At 59.9% G+C, this 19243-nt stretch carries 1 protein-coding gene; it reads left to right on the forward strand.

From position 1 onward, the window contains the following. Window positions 1-93: 93 nt before the first annotated feature. Entirely contained in the window at window positions 94-19083 is an 18990-nt protein-coding gene (locus ACJJV2_RS07060) for a VCBS domain-containing protein (protein ID WP_405279402.1), read from the forward strand. Window positions 19084-19243 lie beyond the last annotated feature (160 nt).

Consider the following 19243-nt stretch of genomic DNA (forward strand, 5'->3'; position numbering starts at 1 on the left):
AGCCTGAGCGTGACAGACAGTGGGGCGTCTGATGAGGATGAGTACTCGCTGGAGCTGACACTGGATGCGGAAGCTGTCGCTGGTGGAGCAGTGTTGAGCAACAATGCAACCAGCGCCACGCTGACCGGCACGGCGGCGGAGATCAGTGCAGAGCTTGCCGATTTATCCGTGACTCCCGGCGAGAATTACACTGCCGACATCACGCTCAGTCTGACGCTGACGGAGACAACAGAAGGCGTCACGGAGACTGATCGAGGGACCTTGGATTTCGTGGCGACGCTGACGCCAGTCAACGATGACCCGGTTTTCGGGGACAGCGGTGCGACGGTGGCCGAGGCGGGCAGTTTCACCTTCTCCATCGAGGCGCTGGGCCTGAGTGATCCGGATATCGTCAGCGGTGAACAGGATACTGACCAGCTGATCATCGAGATCGACAGCCTGCCGACGGGAGGCTCGCTGACGTTCAATGGTTCACCGGTCGCGATCGGTTCAAGCTTCGATTCAGACCAGCTTGGCAAGCTGGTCTATACCCATGACGGTGGCGATGTGGCCGTCGGGGACACTGACAGTTTCGCCATCACGGTGGTGGATGGTGCGGGTGGTGAGGCCTCCAATACTCTCAATATCGAGCTGATTCCTGACAATGCCGCACCTGCCATCACAGGCGACCCGCAGCAGTTTGAAGGTCAGAACACGACGCTGGGGCTGAGTTATTCGGATGAAGAGTCCGGACATGCCGATGCGGCGGCCAATGCAGCGGTGGAGATCACCGATCTGGGCAATCTCTCGGATCGTGGCACCCTCTATCTGGACCTCAATCAGGACGGTGTCGCAGATGCTGATGAGATCATCTCCAGCACATCGAGCGATGCCGCCAGTTTCACGGCAGACAAGCTCCAGTATCTGTCCTTCGCCCATGATGGGGATGAGCCAGTCGTTGATGACTTGCCCACTTTCACCATCAAGGTGACCGACGCCGGTGGTGGTGAAGGGACGGGAAATGAGCTTTCCAGTGAGCGTACCGTCGAGATCAGCATTCTCGAGAATGATGACGATCCGACACTGTCACCTACCACGGAGGTGCTGGATGCTACTGGCGAGGCGGTACTGATCGGTGCATCCGCCCTGAGTGCGATCGACCCTGACAGTACAGATGACCAGCTGAGCTACAAGATCGAGGCCTTGCCGAGCTTTGGTGAGATCCAGATTCTCAATGGGACTGATTGGGTCAAGCTGCCGGTGGGTGGCACCTTCTCGCAGGCGCAGGTCACGGCAGGCGAGGTCCGCTATCAACAGACCCTCGTGGATGGCACTGGTGGCACGGCGGACGACTTCACCTTCACGTTGGTGGATTCCGAATTCAAGGCATTTGAAGAGGCAGGAGACGCAGGCACCTGGGGCGGCGCGGACTCACCGACCGTGGGCACACTGAATTTCCTGATTGACAATGTGGCCGGCGGCCCCGGGGAGCAGCAACAGGAAACCATCTACGCTAAGCAAGTGAACAATACCGGCGTCACTGTGAGCGAAAGCACGTCCAATCCTGCTTCCACCGCGGTGGTCATCACAGACGATATGCTCAAATATGGCGCCGAGCTGGACGGTTACGTGCTGCCCGCCACCCAGATCGTCTACACCGTCACGGACGTACCGACGAACGGGACTCTCTACCTTGATGGGCAAGCGATTGCCAATTTCGGCAGCTTCACTCAGGACGATATCGACAACGGCCTGGTGACGTTCCTGCACGATGGCAGCGAAGATCATGAGTCCAGCTTCACTTTCACCATCCTGCCGACGGATATCGATGGCGACCCGGACACCCTTGATCCCATTACCGGTGTCTTCACCATTGATGCGACGCCAGTCAATGACGCGCCCGTCGCGGGTGATTCTAACGTCAGTTTGCTCGAGAAGACCGATACGACGGACGGCATCGTTCGTATCACCAATCTGATGATGTCGGATGTGGATGGCAGTCTGGAGAATCTGGACGGCGAGGGCGAAAGTGATGATCTCTGGTTCCAGATCGCCAGTACTGAACTGAGCGGTGGATCACTCGAAGTCTGGGATGGCGACAGCTGGGAGGCAGCCTCCACCGATGTCTGGTACTCCCAGGCGATTCTGACCGCGCAGGCGGATGGCCAGACGGGGGGATTGCGCTACGTTCACGACGGTGGTGAAAGTGTCGACTCCCTGAACGACAGCTTCACTTTCATCGTGCGTGATGATCTGACGGCGCCGTCTGATCCCTTCGCGACGGATTCTTCTACTCCGACAGACAATGGGCTCGATACCAGCGTCGTTTCCAATGTCGGCAACGTCTCCATTGAAGTGACCCCTTTCAATGATGCACCCTTGATCCCGCTCACCTCCGATGCCGCGGATCAGACGGTCATCGATGCTCTGGGTCAATCGTCCACTTCCGCCAACGATGTGCTTACCTTGGGTGAAGGCGAAACTTCTGTCATCGACAATAGCCTGCTGCAGGCCGTGGACAGCGACAACACCACGCGTCAGTCGACCTTCGTGATCAAGAGACTGCCGGAGAACGGCAATCTGACGCTGAATGGCAAGATATTGCGTGTGGGTAGCTCCTTCACGCAGGCCGATATCGACAATGGTCTGCTGGAATATGAGCACGATGGCGGGGAAACTCGCGCCGACGACTTCACCTTTACCGTCAGTGATGGGCCGCTGACGACGGAAGTCGCGACGTTCAGTATCGAGATTACACCGCTGAATGATTCGCCTGAGATCGCATCGACGCAGCCATCTGATCGTTTGATCCCACCCTCTACGGCGCTGTCTGCCCTTGATCTGGGCGATGTCTTCACCCTCGGTGATGTCGATATTCTGGATCCCGATTCCAATTTGGGTATCGATGCTGGCGAGACTGATAGCATCAAGGTATCACTCTCGCTCAAGGATGCAGATGGGTCTGTTGTCCCGTTTACCACCGCTGTACTGACGGCTTTGCCGAGTGGTACAGATTCCACTGTCATCACTGATGCCAATACCTTGGTGGTTGAGGGTACCTTGGAGGCTGTTCAGGCTTCCCTTGAGACATTATCTGTCCAGATGGTTCTGGATACTCTCAATGGTGAAGCAGACCCCGACGCTCGTTGGACTCTCGAAGCCGTAGTGGATGATCGTCTTGAGAGTGGCAGCCCGAACGGTGGCTCTGAAAATGAAGGCGGCGAAGCCATCGGCGATGACTTCAATACTGCAACGGCCAGCGTCGAGCTGTGGGCATCCACCGAGAACGACGCACCGGTCGTGACATTGCCGTCTGATGTTTCTGAATTGACCGTGATCGAAGATGGCGGTTTTCAGGATGTCGGCACCATCACGGTGACCGATGCTGACAGTTTTGACACCGCTCTTTCCGTCGTCCTGAGCGTGCCGAATGGCACGCTGCAGATCACGGATGCTGGTGATGCGGCTGTCAGCAATGATGGCACCGACACCGTCACTCTGGTCGGCACCCAGGCAGAGCTTGCGACAGCCTTGGCAAACGTCCAGTACCAGCCGGATGCCAATGACAACGGCACTGTGGTGCTGACCGTCACCGCGACCGATACTGATCTGCATGGTGACAATACCGCCATCACGACGGAGCAAGCTGCCAATATCACCGTGACTGCCGTCAATGATGAACCGGTGCTGAACTCCACCACCCCGGTGCAGACGATGGATGATGGTCAGCCCCTGACCATCACTGGCCTGTCCGTCGCAGACATCAATGATGTCGATCAAGAAGTCTTCGAAGATAGCCAGACCGTTACAGTGTCTGTGCGAGGCGGCGCCACGGGTGAAACAGGCGGCACCTTGAATATGGATGCGACCGGTGTCACGGGCAATGGTTCAAGCGAAGTCACCCTGACGGGGACGCTGAGCGAGATAAATGCGGCCCTGGGAGCGCTTGTCTTCACTGCTGCCGAGATCAATTCAGATGCTTCGGCAACGCTGGAGGTCACCTTCAATGATGAGGGTAATGGCGATGCCGATATCCTCAATGCTCTGGTCGTCACGACTGCCATCACGGTCAATATTTCCGGGACCAATGATGCGCCCACCATCGCGGTAGCCAACAACGCTCCTGAAGTGAATGAGGATGCCAGCCTTACACTGTCAGCGCTCGGAGTGACCCTTGAGGATTCCGATGATTTCGGCGCTGATGATCTGACGCTGAAGTTGACCGTGGTTCACGGCACCTTCAGCAATGGCACCAACACCATTACTTTCACCGGTACCGTCGCAGAGCTGCAGACGTCGCTGGATACTGAGGTCTATACACCTGCCGACAATTTCTACGGCGAAGATACCCTCAACATCGTGTTCAATGATGCAGGCAAGACCGGGCAAGGCGGTGCTCTACAAGCGAGCCGTGACATCACTCTCACGGTGACACCGGTCAATGACCCTCCAGTAGCCGATGGCACGGATGAATCCATCGTTGCCGTCGATGAAGATACCGCGGCTGATGCGATCGTCGGAACGGATCTCTATACCCTGCTGGTTGATCAGTACGATGACGCGACAGATGATCAAACCGACGAAAATGGTTCCACGGCTGATAGCGAAGCCACCTTGCTGACGTATGTCGCCATTTCCGGCAACACCGCGACCAGTGATCAGGGCACATGGCAGGTATTCATCGATGCTGGTTGGGTCGACATTCCCTCGGGTCTATCCGATAGCAGTGCATTGGTCGTATCAGCAGATGCCGATATCCGCTTCGTTCTGGCTGATGACTTCAATGGCGTACCAGGTTCGTTGACCGTCCGTCTTGGTGACGGCAGTGATACCAGCATCGAGACCAGCGGTTCCGCTGGCGAATTGAAAGATCTGGCCGATGAACCCAACGGTAACCTGGGCGATCAGACGGGTGTCTGGTCGGATGTTCAAATTGCCATTGGTACCAGCGTCATCGAGGCCAATGACGCCCCGACCATTCGCTTCGACAGCGTTGTTCTGGCATCCATCGACGAAGATACCCCCAACCCTTCAGGCGACACCGTTGCCAATCTGATGGCGGACAACTTCGATGATGACAGTGCTGATGATCAGACCGATGAGGCGGTGTCTGGTGGTAGTGAGGCCGATGATTTCGCCGGCGTTGCGATCATCTCCAACCCGTCAGTCGCGAGTGAAGGCACATGGCAGTATTCCACGGATAGCGGGGCCACCTGGGTCGATCTACCGACCGATGTCAGCGCTGACAATGCGCTTGTTCTGTCACCCACTGACTCACTGCGCTTTGTACCGATAGAGAATTATCACGGTGAGCCGACAGGGCTCGATTATGTCGTGGCCGACGATAGCAGTGGTGCTGTGACGTCAGGAACCCGTGTTGATGTTTCCACTTTTGATCAGAAAGGTATCTGGTCGGATGTCGCATCTGCCGCCACGCTGAATACCACGGTCAATGCGATCAACGATTCGCCAGTGCTGGGTGGGGTGACCGCTCCTCAGGCGTTTGCGATTTCCGTGGTGGAGAAAGCGGGACCCGGAACTGGTAGCGATGAAGTCTCGCTGGTGTCAGAGGCTTCTCTAGCCGATGTTGACACCGCACTGGTTGGCGACAACTTCGGTAGCGGTATCATCACGGTCAGCATTGCAGCGGCGACCAATGCCGATGTGTTTGCCGTCGATGAATCACTGGCGGGCTTCGCCAGTGCTTCTCTTGTCGACGGCACCCTGACGGTGACGCTTGAATCCGCTACCACGGCAGCTCAGGTCTCGGCATTGCTCGACTCGCTGACCTATCAGAACATCAGCGATGATCCGGACACCAGCACTCGCGCCTACACCGTGGTTGTCAATGATGGCAATCACGATGGGCTTGCTGAAATCGATGGTGCCGGGCTGGATAGCAATATTCTGACTGGCTACCTGCAGGTCGTGGATACCAACGATGATCCTGTCGCCAATGATGATGCCGATGCCACCGACGAAGGCGTTGCACTGACCACTGCCGACACCCCCAATCTGTTCGGCAACGATACTGACCTGGATACGCCCACGGGCGACTTCACCATCACCCAGGTGAATGGCAGTACTGGCGGAGTTGACTCTGCTGTCTCAGGCAGCACCGGCGGTTCTTTCACGGTCAATTCCGATGGCACTTGGGGCTTTGATCCGGGTACTGATTTCGATGGCCTTACCGTTGGCGAAAGTGCCGTTACCACCATTACCTACCAGGTCAGCGATGGCGAGGGTGGCGTCTCGACCGCTACCGTCAGTGTGACCGTCAACGGTGTGGATGACATTCCGACGCTGACCCCGGATACCGGCAATGTCACGGAAGATACCAATGTGACCTCCGGCAATCTGACCACCAGCGGTACGCTTGACGCGGGCACGGGCGGCGACACAGGGGAAGACAAATTCTCGGCTGAGACCGTATCGGGTACCTATGGCGACCTGACCGTCGATGCCGATGGCAACTGGTCCTACAGTGCCGACAATACTCAGGATGTCATTCAGCAGCTCAATCAGGGCGCCACGCTGACGGATACCCTGACCGTCACCAATGCTGATGGTGTCACCCAGACCACCGTCAGCATCACCATCACCGGTGTCAATGACGCGCCGGTCGCTGTCGCCGATACCGGCGAGACTGCAGAAAACATCGATCTGAGCGTCGCAGCTGCGAATGGCGTACTGGCCAATGACACGGATATCGATACCGGCTCCACCAAGGCGGTTAGCCAGGTGGCTGGCGCGGGGACGGGCGTTGGGGAAGCGGTCGTCATGGCAGGGGGCGGCACTGTCACCATTACCGCGGATGGCAGCTATGTCTTCGCGCCGGGGACTGACTTCGATTATCTCGCCGAGGGTGAGACCGCGACTACCACCGTTGCCTATACCGTACGTGACGACAATGGCGCCGAGTCGAGCAATACGCTGACGATTACCGTGACCGGCACCAATGATGCGCCGACCGTGGTGGAGACCCTGGCTGCTCAAGACAGCGTCGATGGTCAGGCCATCGCGCCCTTTGACGTGGTGGATCTGTTCGCGGATGCCGATGACGGTGCGGTGCTGACCTACTCGGCAACGGACCTGCCGGACGGGCTGAGCATCGACCCGGATACCGGTGTGATCAGTGGCACGCTGACCAGTGATGCCTCCCAGGGCGGCAGCGGGGGCGTTCACACCGTCACGCTGACGGCGACGGATGAAAACAATGCGCCTGTCACCACGACTTTCACGTGGACCGTGGCCAATGTGGACCCCGTTGCGCAGGACAATAGCGACGATATCTCTGAAGGACTTGCCACTGGTTCCGACAGCATGGTTGACGGCAATGTCATTTCTGACGCCGGTACCGATAGTGATGGTGGCAATGACAACGATGCCATCGTCGTCAGCGGTGTCGGGGCGGGAGCCAATCTGGGCACGGATGATGCGGCCGGTACGCCGGTTGAAGGTAGCTACGGCAGAGTGACCATCGCCGAGGATGGTAGCTACACCTATACGCTCGATAACACCGATTCCGTCATCCAGGCGCTGGATGTCGGCGACAGTCTCACAGATACCTTCACCTACGAGATTTCCGATGGTCAGGGTGGCACCGATACAGCGCTGCTGACGATCACCATCAATGGCACCAACGATGCTCCGGTCGCGACCGATGATGCCTCAACCACTGATGAAGACACTGCGCTGACCACGGCCGACACGACCAATGTGCTGGTCAATGACATTGATGTGGACGCTGACTCCGCGCTTGTCGTCAGTCAGGTCAATGGCAGTGGTGCGAATGTCGGTCAGCCGGTTACCGGCAGTGAGGGTGGCGATTTCACCCTGAATGCTGACGGCAGCTGGAGTTTCGATCCCAGCGGCGATTTCGAAGCGCTGAAGGACGGCGAAAGCGCTGTCACCACCCTGACGTATCAGGTCAGCGATGGCCTGGGCGGTGTCTCCACCGCCACGGTCAGCGTGACCATCAATGGCGTTGACGATGTGCCGACTCTGACGCCGGCCACTGGCGACGTCACGGAAGACACTGCGGTCAATGGTGAGGGAGACCTCGTGGCTGCCGGCACTCTGGCGGCAGGTACCGGCGGTGATGCAGGCGAAGACAAGTTCACCGCCGCTACCCTTACCGGGGAGTATGGCGAGCTGACGGTCGATGCTGACGGCAATTGGGCCTATAGCGCAGACAATGCGCAAGATGCCGTGCAGCAGCTCAACCAGGGCGTTGAGCTGACCGATACCTTCACGGTCACCAACGCCGATGGCGTGACCACCACGACGGTCACTATCACCCTCACCGGCGTGAACGATGCGCCGGTGGCTGAAGCGGATACCGGCACCACGGCCGAAAATGCCAACCTGGTGGTGGACGCCGTCGAGGGTGTGCTCAGCAATGACACCGATATCGACACAGGCTCCACAAGCGTCGTCAGTCAGGTCGCGGGCACTGCCGCCGGCGTGGACGCCGCGGTCGACATGACCGGGGGCGGCAGCAGCACCATCGCCGAGGATGGCAGCTACACCTTCGCGCCGGGGACCGATTTCGACACCCTGGCTGTCGGCGAGAGCGCCACCACCACCATCGCCTACACGGTGCAGGATGATAACGGTGCCGAATCCAGCAGCACCTTGACCATCACCGTGACTGGCACCAATGACGCCCCGACCGTCGTCGCGACCCAGGGTGACCAGGCCCATGAAGATGGCGAGGCGATCACCGAGTTCTCGGTGGCCGACCTGTTCGAGGATGTCGATAACGGTGCCGAGCTCACCTACACCGCCGCACAGTTGCCGGACGGCCTGAACCTGGACCCGCAGACGGGTGTCATCAGCGGCACCTTGAGCAGCGATGCCTCTCAGGGCGGTACTGAGGGTGATGGGGTACATACCGTCGTGCTCACTGCGGACGATGGCAACGGTGGGGTGATCACCACATCCTTCACCTGGACCGTGGCCAACGTGGTGCCGGTGGCAGAGGACAACAGCGATTCTCTCGATGAAGGCGTGGCAGACACCAGCGTCAGCCAGGCTCAGGGGAACGTGATCAACGACGCCGGCACGGACAGTGATGGCGGCAACGACAACGATGACATCGTGGTCAGCGGTGTCGGGTTCGGCGAGAACGTCGCCACGGGGTCTGCAGCTGATACCGAGGTGTCCGGCACCTATGGCGCCGTCGTGATCGAAGCGGACGGCCGCTACATCTATACGCTGGACAACAGCAACGCAGCGGTTCAGGCGCTGGATATCGGCGACAGTCTGGTAGAGACCTTCACCTACGAGATCTCCGATGGCCAGGGTGGCGTTGCGACTGCTCTGCTGACACTCACTATCAACGGCACCAATGATGCCCCGGTATTGGTGGACAACGCTCAGCCCGTCGAGCAGAACGATGCGGATGGCGATGAAGTGACGCCGGTGGATGTCTCCACCGCCTTCGCGGATATCGATGGCGATGCCGTGCTGACCTATAGCGCAGCGAACCTGCCGGACGGCCTGAGCATCGATCCGGATACCGGTGTGATCAGCGGAACGCTGACCAGCGATGCCTCCCAGGGCGGCACCGACGGCGCACATTCCGTGACGGTCACGGCGACCGATGATCAGAACGCGACCGTCACCACCACCTTCGTGTGGAATGTGGACAACGTGGCACCGGTGGCGCAGGACAACATCGCGAGTGTGTCGGAAGGGCTCGACACTACCAGCACCAGTGCGACAGGCGGCAATGTCCTGACTGACGCGGCGCTGGATGCCAGTGTCGATGCGGACGGAGGAAATGATACCGATACCCTGAGTGTCAGCGGTGTCGGGGCGGGTCAGAGCGTGGTGGACGCGGCGACAACTGCCGAGGGCACCTACGGCAGTATCTCACTCGATAGTGCCGGCGATTACGACTACACCCTCGATAACACCAATCCGGACGTTCAGGCACTGGCAGTGGGGGAAAGTGTCACCGAGACCTTCACCTACGCGATTTCCGATGGCCAGGGCGGCTCGGATACCGCCGAGCTGACCATCACCATCAACGGAACCAACGATACGCCGGCCATCACGATTGCGGCCGGTGACAGCATCAGCGCCGCGCTTTCAGAGTCGGATAGCGGCTTGAACGCGGATGGCACCCTGACGGTCACCGATGTCGATACCTCCGACAGCGTGACGCCCACGGTCGAGGCGGTGGTCGCCGACGGGGACGTCAATGGCCTGTCGGATGCCGCTCTGCTTGCGATGTTCAGCGTGGATGGTGGCGCCATCATCGACGGCACTGCCAACGACGGCACCCTGAATTGGGGCTTCGACAGCAGCGCGCTTCCCGAAGCCTTTGATCATCTCGAGCAGGGGGAAGTGCTGACCCTGACGTATCAGGTCGATGTCGCGGATGGTAACGGCGGCACCGACACTCAGGACATCACGCTGACCATTACCGGCACCAATGATGCGCCGGTGTTGGTCGCAGGCGCTCAGCCGCAAGATCAGTCTGACAATGACGGCGATGCGATCACGTCGTTCAGCGTCGCGGATGCCTTCGCTGACGTCGACAACGAGGCAGTGTTGAGCTTCGAGGCTGACAATCTGCCCCCGGGCCTGGTGATCGATGCCGACTCCGGCGAAATCAGCGGCACCCTGTCACCGGATGCCTCCATCGGCGGAGACGACGGTGTCTATACCGTCACCCTGAGGGCCACGGATGAAAACGGTGCCGAGGTCACGACGACCTTCACCTGGAGCGTGGCCAACGTCGACCCGCAAGCCGAGAACGATGCTGCCTTCGTGACGGAAGGACTTGATGCCGGTGACAGCAGTGACGTCAGTGGCAATGTCCTTGCCGCTGCGGGTGCCGGTGTCAATGACCAGGCAGACAGTGATGGCGGCAACGACTCGGATGCGCTCGTCGTCAGTGGCCTGGCCTTCGGGGCGGTCCCGAGCGCCTTCACCGCCGCCGGCAGTGACGTCGAGGGCAATTATGGCGCCGTCACCATCAATGAAGACGGCACCTATACCTATGTCCTGAACAATGCCCATGAAGATGTCCAGGCATTGGCAGAGGGCGAGGTGCTCAGCGAAACCTTCACCTACCAGATCTCCGATGGTCAGGGCGGCACGGATACCGCACTGCTCACCATCACCATCAATGGCACCAATGATGTGCCGGTCATTGCCATCGAAGGTGACGACAGCGCCGCCGAGTCACTGACCGAGACTGACGACACGCTCGCCACCTCTGGCACGCTCTCCGTCAGCGATCTGGATACCTCGGATAGCGTCACGCCCAGTATTGATTCGGTGACCGCCACAGGCGACACCGACGGCCTGAGCAATGCCGAGCTGCTGGGCATGCTCTCCGTCGATGCCGACGCGATCATAGATAGTGCCAACAACGACGGCACCCTGAACTGGACCTTCGACAGCAACAGTGTCGCCGGTGAGGCGTTTGACCATCTCGCCGTCGGCGAAAGCCTGGTGCTCGACTACACCGTGGTCGTCACCGACAGCCAGGGCGCGACCGCCGAGCAGGTCGTCTCGATCACCATCAACGGCACCAACGATGCACCTGTCATTGCCGTTGAAGGCGACGACAGCGACAGCGCCGACCTGACCGAGACCAACGCACCGCTGTCCGCCGACGGCACCCTGTCCGTCAGTGATCTGGACACCACCGACGACGTCACCCCGAGCGTCACCGCAGTGAACTCCACTGGTGACACCGACGGCCTGAGCAATGCCGAGCTGCTGGGCATGCTCTCCGTCGATGCCGACGCCATCATCGACGGTGTCAGCAACGACGGCACCCTGAACTGGACCTTCGACAGCGCGAACCTGCCGGAAGCGTTTGATCATCTGGCACTGGATGAGACGCTGGTGCTGGATTACACCGTGCAGGTGACTGACAGCGAGGGAGCGACAGCGGAGCAGGTGGTGACCATCACCATCACCGGCACCAATGATGCACCGGTACTGGTTGCCGGCGAGCAGCCCGCTGATCAGACCGACAATGATGGCGACCCCATCACGCCGTTCAGCGTCGCGGATGCCTTCACGGACATCGACAATGATGCCGTGCTGAGTTTCTCGGCTGACAACCTGCCGGACGGGATCGAGATTGATCCGACCAGTGGTGAAATCAGTGGCACCTTGTCGCCGGATGCCTCCATCGGCGGTGACAACGATGACGGCACCTACACCGTCATCCTGACCGCGACCGACGAGAATGGCGCCACTGTCACCACGTCCTTCACCTGGACCGTGGCCAACGTCGCGCCCGAGGCCTTCGACAACGTGGCGGACCTCGAGGAAGGTGTCGCCACCGGCGATACCAGCACTGCCACAGGCAATGTCCTCGATGATGCGCAACCGGATGCCGACACCGATGGCGGCAATGACAGCGATGCACTGATCGTCAGTGGTATCGGTGCTGGCACCAACGCCGGTACGGCAAGTGCGGTCGATACTGACGTGACCGGCACCTATGGCAGCATCACCGTCGCGGAAGATGGCAGCTACACCTACACCCTGGACAACACCAATCCTGATGTTCAGGCACTGGCCGTCGGGGAAAGCCTCAACGAGACCTTTACCTATCAGATCTCCGATGGGCAGGGTGGTGTCGATACGGCACTGCTCACCATCACCATCAACAGCACCAATGATGCGCCTGTCATCGACATTGATGGCGATGACAGCGCGGCTGCGATTCTGACGGAAACAGATGCAACCCTGAGTGCCGCCGGTACCTTGTCGGTCAGTGATATCGACACCACCGATGAAGTGACCCCGAGCGTCACCGCCGTGACTGCGACTGGTGACACCGACGGCCTGAGCAATGCCGAGCTACTGGGCATGCTCTCCGTCGATGCCGACGCGATCATAGATAGTGCCAACAATGACGGCACCCTGAACTGGACCTTCGACAGCAACAGCGTCGAAGGCGAGGCGTTTGATCATCTGGCAGTGGGCGAGAGCCTGGTGCTTGATTACACCGTGGTCGTCACCGACAGCCAGGGCGCCACTGCCGAGCAGGTCGTCTCGATCACCATCAACGGCACCAATGATGTCCCGGTCATTGCCATCGAAGGTGACGACAGCGCCGCCGAGTCACTGACAGAAACCGATGCACCGCTGACTACCACCGGCACGCTCTCCGTCAGCGATCTGGACACCACCGATAAAGTGACGCCGAGCGTCACCGCCGTGATTGCCACAGGCGACACCGACGGCCTGAGCAATGCCGAGCTGCTGGGCATGCTCTCCGTCGATGCCGACGCGATCATAGATAGTGCCAACAATGACGGCACCCTGAACTGGACCTTCGACAGCAACAGCGTCGAAGGCGAGGCGTTTGATCATCTGGCAGTGGGCGAGAGCCTGGTGCTGGATTACACCGTGGTCGTCACCGACAGCCAGGGCGCCACTGCCGAGCAGGTCGTCTCGATCACCATCAACGGCACCAATGATGTCCCGGTCATTGCCATCGAAGGTGACGACAGCGCCGCCGAGTCACTGACAGAAACCGATGCACCGCTGACTACCACCGGCACGCTCTCCGTCAGCGATCTGGACACCACCGATAAAGTGACGCCGAGCGTCACCGCCGTGATTGCCACAGGCGACACCGACGGCCTGAGCAATGCCGAGCTGCTGGGCATGCTCTCCGTCGATGCCGATGGCATCATCGATGGTGCCAACAATGACGGCGCCCTGAATTGGGTCTTCGACAGTTCAAGCGTCGCCGGTGAAGCCTTCGATCACCTCGCAGTGGGCGAGAGCCTGGTGCTCGACTACACAGTGGTCGTCACCGACAGCCAGGGCGCCACTGCCGAGCAGGTCGTCAGCATCACCATCAACGGCACCAATGATGTCCCGGTCATTGCCATCGAAGGTGACGACAGCGCCGCCGAGTCACTGACAGAAACCGACGCATCTCTGACTACCGCCGGCACGCTCTCCGTCAGCGATCTGGACACCACCGATAAAGTGACGCCGAGCGTCACCGCCGTGATTGCCACAGGCGACACCGACGGCCTGAGCAATGCCGAGCTGCTGGGCATGCTCTCCGTCGATGCCGACGCCATCATCGATGGTGCCAGCAATGACGGCACGCTGAACTGGACCTTCGACAGCGACAGTGTCACCGGTGAAGCCTTCGATCATTTGGCGGTGGGCGAGAGCCTGGTGCTCGACTACACCGTGGTGGTCACCGACAGCCAGGGCGCCACTGCCGAGCAGGTCGTCAGCATCACCATCAACGGCACCAACGATGTCCCTGTCATTGCCATTGAAGGCGATGACAGTGCCGCCGAGTCACTGATCGAGACGGACGGCACCCTGACCACCGCCGGCACGCTATCCGTGAGCGATCTGGATACCACCGATGAAGTCACCCCGAGCGTCACCGCAGTTACCGCGACTGGCGACACCGACGGTCTGAGCAATGCTGAGCTACTGGGCATGCTCTCCGTCGATGCCGATGCCATCATCGATGATGCCAACAATGACGGCACCCTGAACTGGACCTTCGACAGTTCAAGCGTCGCCGGTGAAGCCTTCGATCACCTCGCAGTGGGCGAAAGCCTGGTGCTCGACTACACCGTGGTTGTCACCGATAGCCAGGGTGTGACCGCTGAGCAAGTCGTCTCGATTACCATCAACGGCACCAATGACGCCCCGGTCATTGCCATCGACGGCGACGACAGCGCCGCCGAGTCACTGACTGAGACTGACGACACCCTGACCACCGCCGGCACGCTCTCCGTGAGCGATCTGGACACCACCGACGAAGTCACCCCGAGCGTCACGGCCGTGACTGCCACCGGTGATACCGATGGCCTGAGCAATGCCGATCTGCTGAGCATGCTCTCCGTCGATGCCGATGCCATCATCGATGATGCCAACAATGACGGCACCCTGAACTGGACCTTCGACAGCTCAAGCGTTGCCGGTGAAGCCTTCGATCATCTCGCCGTCGGCGAGAGCCTGGTGTTGGACTACGCCGTGGTCGTCACCGACAGCCAGGGTGTGACCGCCGAGCAGGTCGTCTCGATCACCATCAACGGCAGCAACGATGTCCCTGTCATTGCCATCGACGGTGACGACAGCGCCGCCGAGTCACTGACCGAGACGGACGGTACCCTGACCAGCGCTGGCACGCTCTCCGTGAGCGATCTGGATACCACCGATGTCGTCACGCCGAGCGTCATCGCAGTTACCGCGACTGGCGACACCGACGGTCTGAGCAATGCTGAGCTGCTGGGCATGCTCTCCGTCGATGCTGACGCGATCATCGATGGCGCCAACAACGACGGCACCCTGAACTGGACCTTCGACAGCAATAGTGTCGCCGGTGAAGCCTTCGATCATCTGGCGGTGGGTGAGAGCCTGGTGCTCGACTACACCGTGGTCGTCACCGACAGCCAGGGCGCCACTGCCGAACAGGTCGTCTCGATCACCATCAACGGCACCAATGACACGCCGGTCATTGCCATCGAAGGTGACGACAGTGCCGCCGAGTCACTGACAGAAACCGACGCGCCGCTCACCACCGCCGGCACGCTATCCATCAGCGATCTGGACACCACCGACGAAGTCACGCCGAGCGTCACCGCCGTGAACGCCACTGGTGACACCGATGGCCTGAGCAATGCCGAGCTGCTGGGCATGCTCTCCGTCGATGCGGACGCGATCATCGATGTCGCCAACAACGACGGCACTCTTAACTGGACCTTCGACAGCAACAGCGTCGAAGGCGAGGCGTTTGATCATCTGGCAGTGGGCGAGAGCCTGGTGCTTGATTACACCGTGGTCGTCACCGACAGCCAAGGTGCCACTGCCGAGCAGGTCGTCTCGATCACCATCAACGGCACCAATGATGTGCCTGTCATTGCCATCGACGGTGACGACAGCGCGGCGGAATCTCTCACGGAAACCGACGCACCGCTGACTACCGCCGGTACGCTCTCCGTCAGCGATCTGGACACCACCGACGAAGTCACGCCGAGCGTCACGGCTGTGGCGGCTACTGGTGATACCGATGGCCTGAGCAATGCCGAGCTGCTGGGCATGTTCTCCGTCGATGCCGACGCGATCATCGATGGTGCCAACAACGACGGCACCCTGAACTGGACCTTCGACAGCGCAAGCGTCGCCGATGAAGCCTTCGATCATCTGGCGGTGGGCGAGAGCCTGGTGCTCGACTACACCGTTGTCGTCACCGACAGTCAGGGCGCCACTGCCGAACAGGTCGTCTCGATCACCATCAACGGAACCAATGACACACCGGTGCTGGTCGATGGGGCGCAGCCGGCCGATCAGACTGCCAATGACGGCGACGCGATCACACCGTTCACCATTGCCGACGCCTTCACCGACGTCGACAACGGTGCAGAGCTGAGCTTCTCGGCTGACAATCTGCCGGAAGGCCTGGTGATCGACCCGACCACTGGCGAGATCAGTGGCACGCTGTCCCCGGATGCCTCCACCGGTGGTGACAACGCTGACGGCATCTACACCGTCACGCTGACCGGCACCGACGAGAACGGCTTGGATGTCACCACGACCTTCACCTGGACGGTGGCCAACGTCGCGCCGGAAGCCTTCGACAACACTGCCGGGCTGGATGAGGGCGTCGCCACCAGCGACACCAGCACCACGACTGGCAATGTGCTCAGCGATGCGCAGCCTGATACCGACACCGATGGCGGCAACGACAGCGATGCACTGATCGTCAGTGGCATCGGTGCTGGCGCCAATGCCGGCACTGACTCCGCCGCAGGTACGCCGGTCACCGGTACCTACGGCAGCGTCACCATCGCCGAAGACGGCAGTTACAGCTACGCGCTGGATAACAGCAACGCGGCGGTGCAGGCGCTGGCCGAAGGCGAGGTGATCACCGAGGCCTTCACCTACGAGATCTCTGATGGCCAGGGCGGCACCGACACGGCACTGCTCATGGTCACCATCAACGGCACCAATGATGCGCCAAGGGCGATCCTTCGAGCTCCGCAGGTGGAGACGGGAAGTGACGGGGAAGAGATTTCACCGATCAGCCTCCAGTATGCCTTCCAGGACGTCGATAGCGGCGCTCAGCTGAGCTATACGGCCGAGAACCTGCCAGGTGGTCTGGTCATTGATCCGGTGACGGGCGTCATCAGCGGCACACTTGCCGACGATGCCTCTCAGTCAGGCAACACCACGACAGACGGTCGCTACACCGTGACCGTGACAGCCACGGATGAACAAGGCCAATCGGCTGACGTCACGTTGAACTTCTTTGTCGCCAACGTGGCACCGGAAGCCTTCGATAACACTGCCGAGCTGGACGAGGGCGTCGCCACCGGCGACACCAGCACCACGATCGGCAACGTGCTCAGTGATGCGCAGCCCGATACCGACACCGATGGTGGCAACGACAGCGATGCGCTGATCGTCAGTGGCATCGGTGCTGGCGCCAATGCTGGGACTGACACCGCCGCGGGTACGCCGGTCACTGGCACCTACGGCAGCGTCACCATCGCCGAAGATGGCAGCTACACCTACGCGCTGGATAACAGCAACGCGGCGGTGCAGGCACTGGCCGAAGGCGAGGCGATCACCGAGACCTTCACCTACGAGATCTCCGATGGCCAGGGCGGCACCGACACGGCGCTGCTCACCGTCACCATCAACGGCACCAACGATGCACCGGTGCTGGTCGATGGGGCGCAGCCGGCCGATCAGACTGCCAATGACGGTGACGCGATCACACCATTCACCGTTGCCGACGCCTTCACCGATGTCGACGAAGGTGCGGAGCTGACTTACAGCGTCGACAATCTGCCGCAAGGCCTGGTGATTGACCCGACCACCGGCGAGATCAGCGGCACGCTGACCTCGGATGCCTCCACCGGCGGTGACAACAATGACGGCATCTACACCGTCACGCTGACCGGCACCGACGAGAACGGTGCAGAGGTCGCCACGACCTTCACCTGGACAGTCGCCAATCCCGTACCGGAAGCGTTGGATCAAGTGGCGGAAGTCTCCGAAGACGGCGTGACGACCGTAGATGGAAACGTCCTGGTGGATGCCCAGGGGCAGCCTGTCACGATCGATGTCGATGGCGATACGGTGATGATTGCCAGCGTCAATGGCGCAGCGGTAGATGCTGATGGCGCTATCATCCAGGGGACCTATGGTCAGCTGATCATTGCGGTCGATGGCTCCTGGAGTTATGAGCTGGCCAATGAGAGTGCGGCGGTTCAGGCCTTGGAGGATGGTCAGCGAGCCACAGAAGACTTCAGTTTCGTCGTCAGTGATGGTCAAGGTGGTGAGGCTGCGGGCCAGCTTTCCATTGGAATAACGGGACTGGGTGAACCAGTGGTACGCGCGTCCACGGCACCTGCGTTTACTGTTACACCTACGAATCTTGTCGCTAACAACGGCTCCGATGGGGATGAGGTAGGCAGCCTCACAGGGCAGAATGACAATAGTGATCGACTGTTGTTGAGCGATTTCACTCTGGTGGATATCCCCAGTATCCAGCCGGTGCAGCTCACCATCATCCTGCGTGACATCGTGGCCAATGAGGCCGTTTATGAATTCGCGTTGCCGGCGGGCGCATTTGAAAGCACCAACAATGAAGAAATCAAGGTCGAGGCAACAAGAACAGATGGTTCGCCGTTGCCGGATTATGTGGCTTTCGACAGCGATTCCCTCAACTTCCGCGTCAATCGTGCCATGGCGTTGTCACTCGGCGTCGAGCGTGTCGATGTCAAGGTCATTGGTCGCGATGAATCAGGTAACGAGGCCAGTACTACCTTCGTCATCTATCTGACGCCAGAGCAGGAAGAAGAAGATTCCTCCGAGTATTTACGCAATCTGGCTAATGATGGGAAAACCAGTGCTCCTGTTGATGGCCAGCAGAATGACAGCGAGGCAAAAGATAGCGACCTCAGTAGCGCACCAGGGACTCGTGAAGGTGTTAATCAGGCTAGCGTGCCTGGTGCGGTGCCACTTTCAGAGATGCTCAAGGTCGCAGGGCGTGATGGGTTCAGCCATGACCAGGCTGACGTGCTGGCCGACCTGATGGCACTGTTGAGCGTTGATTCAGAAATCTCTTGATTATCGTTACTAGAATAAACCGCACTGGGCGCGCAATAGCGTCAAAGTGAACTCATAACATGCATGATGCCCGCCTGATAACGGCAGGTGGGCTGACAGGATCAAGGGACAGAGGCGAGATCATGACAGGATATATGACAAATGAATCGGCTCGAGTGCT

Source organism: Cobetia sp. Ld8, assembly GCF_045066615.1.
In the GTDB taxonomy this organism is placed as follows: Bacteria; Pseudomonadota; Gammaproteobacteria; order Pseudomonadales; family Halomonadaceae; genus Cobetia; species Cobetia amphilecti.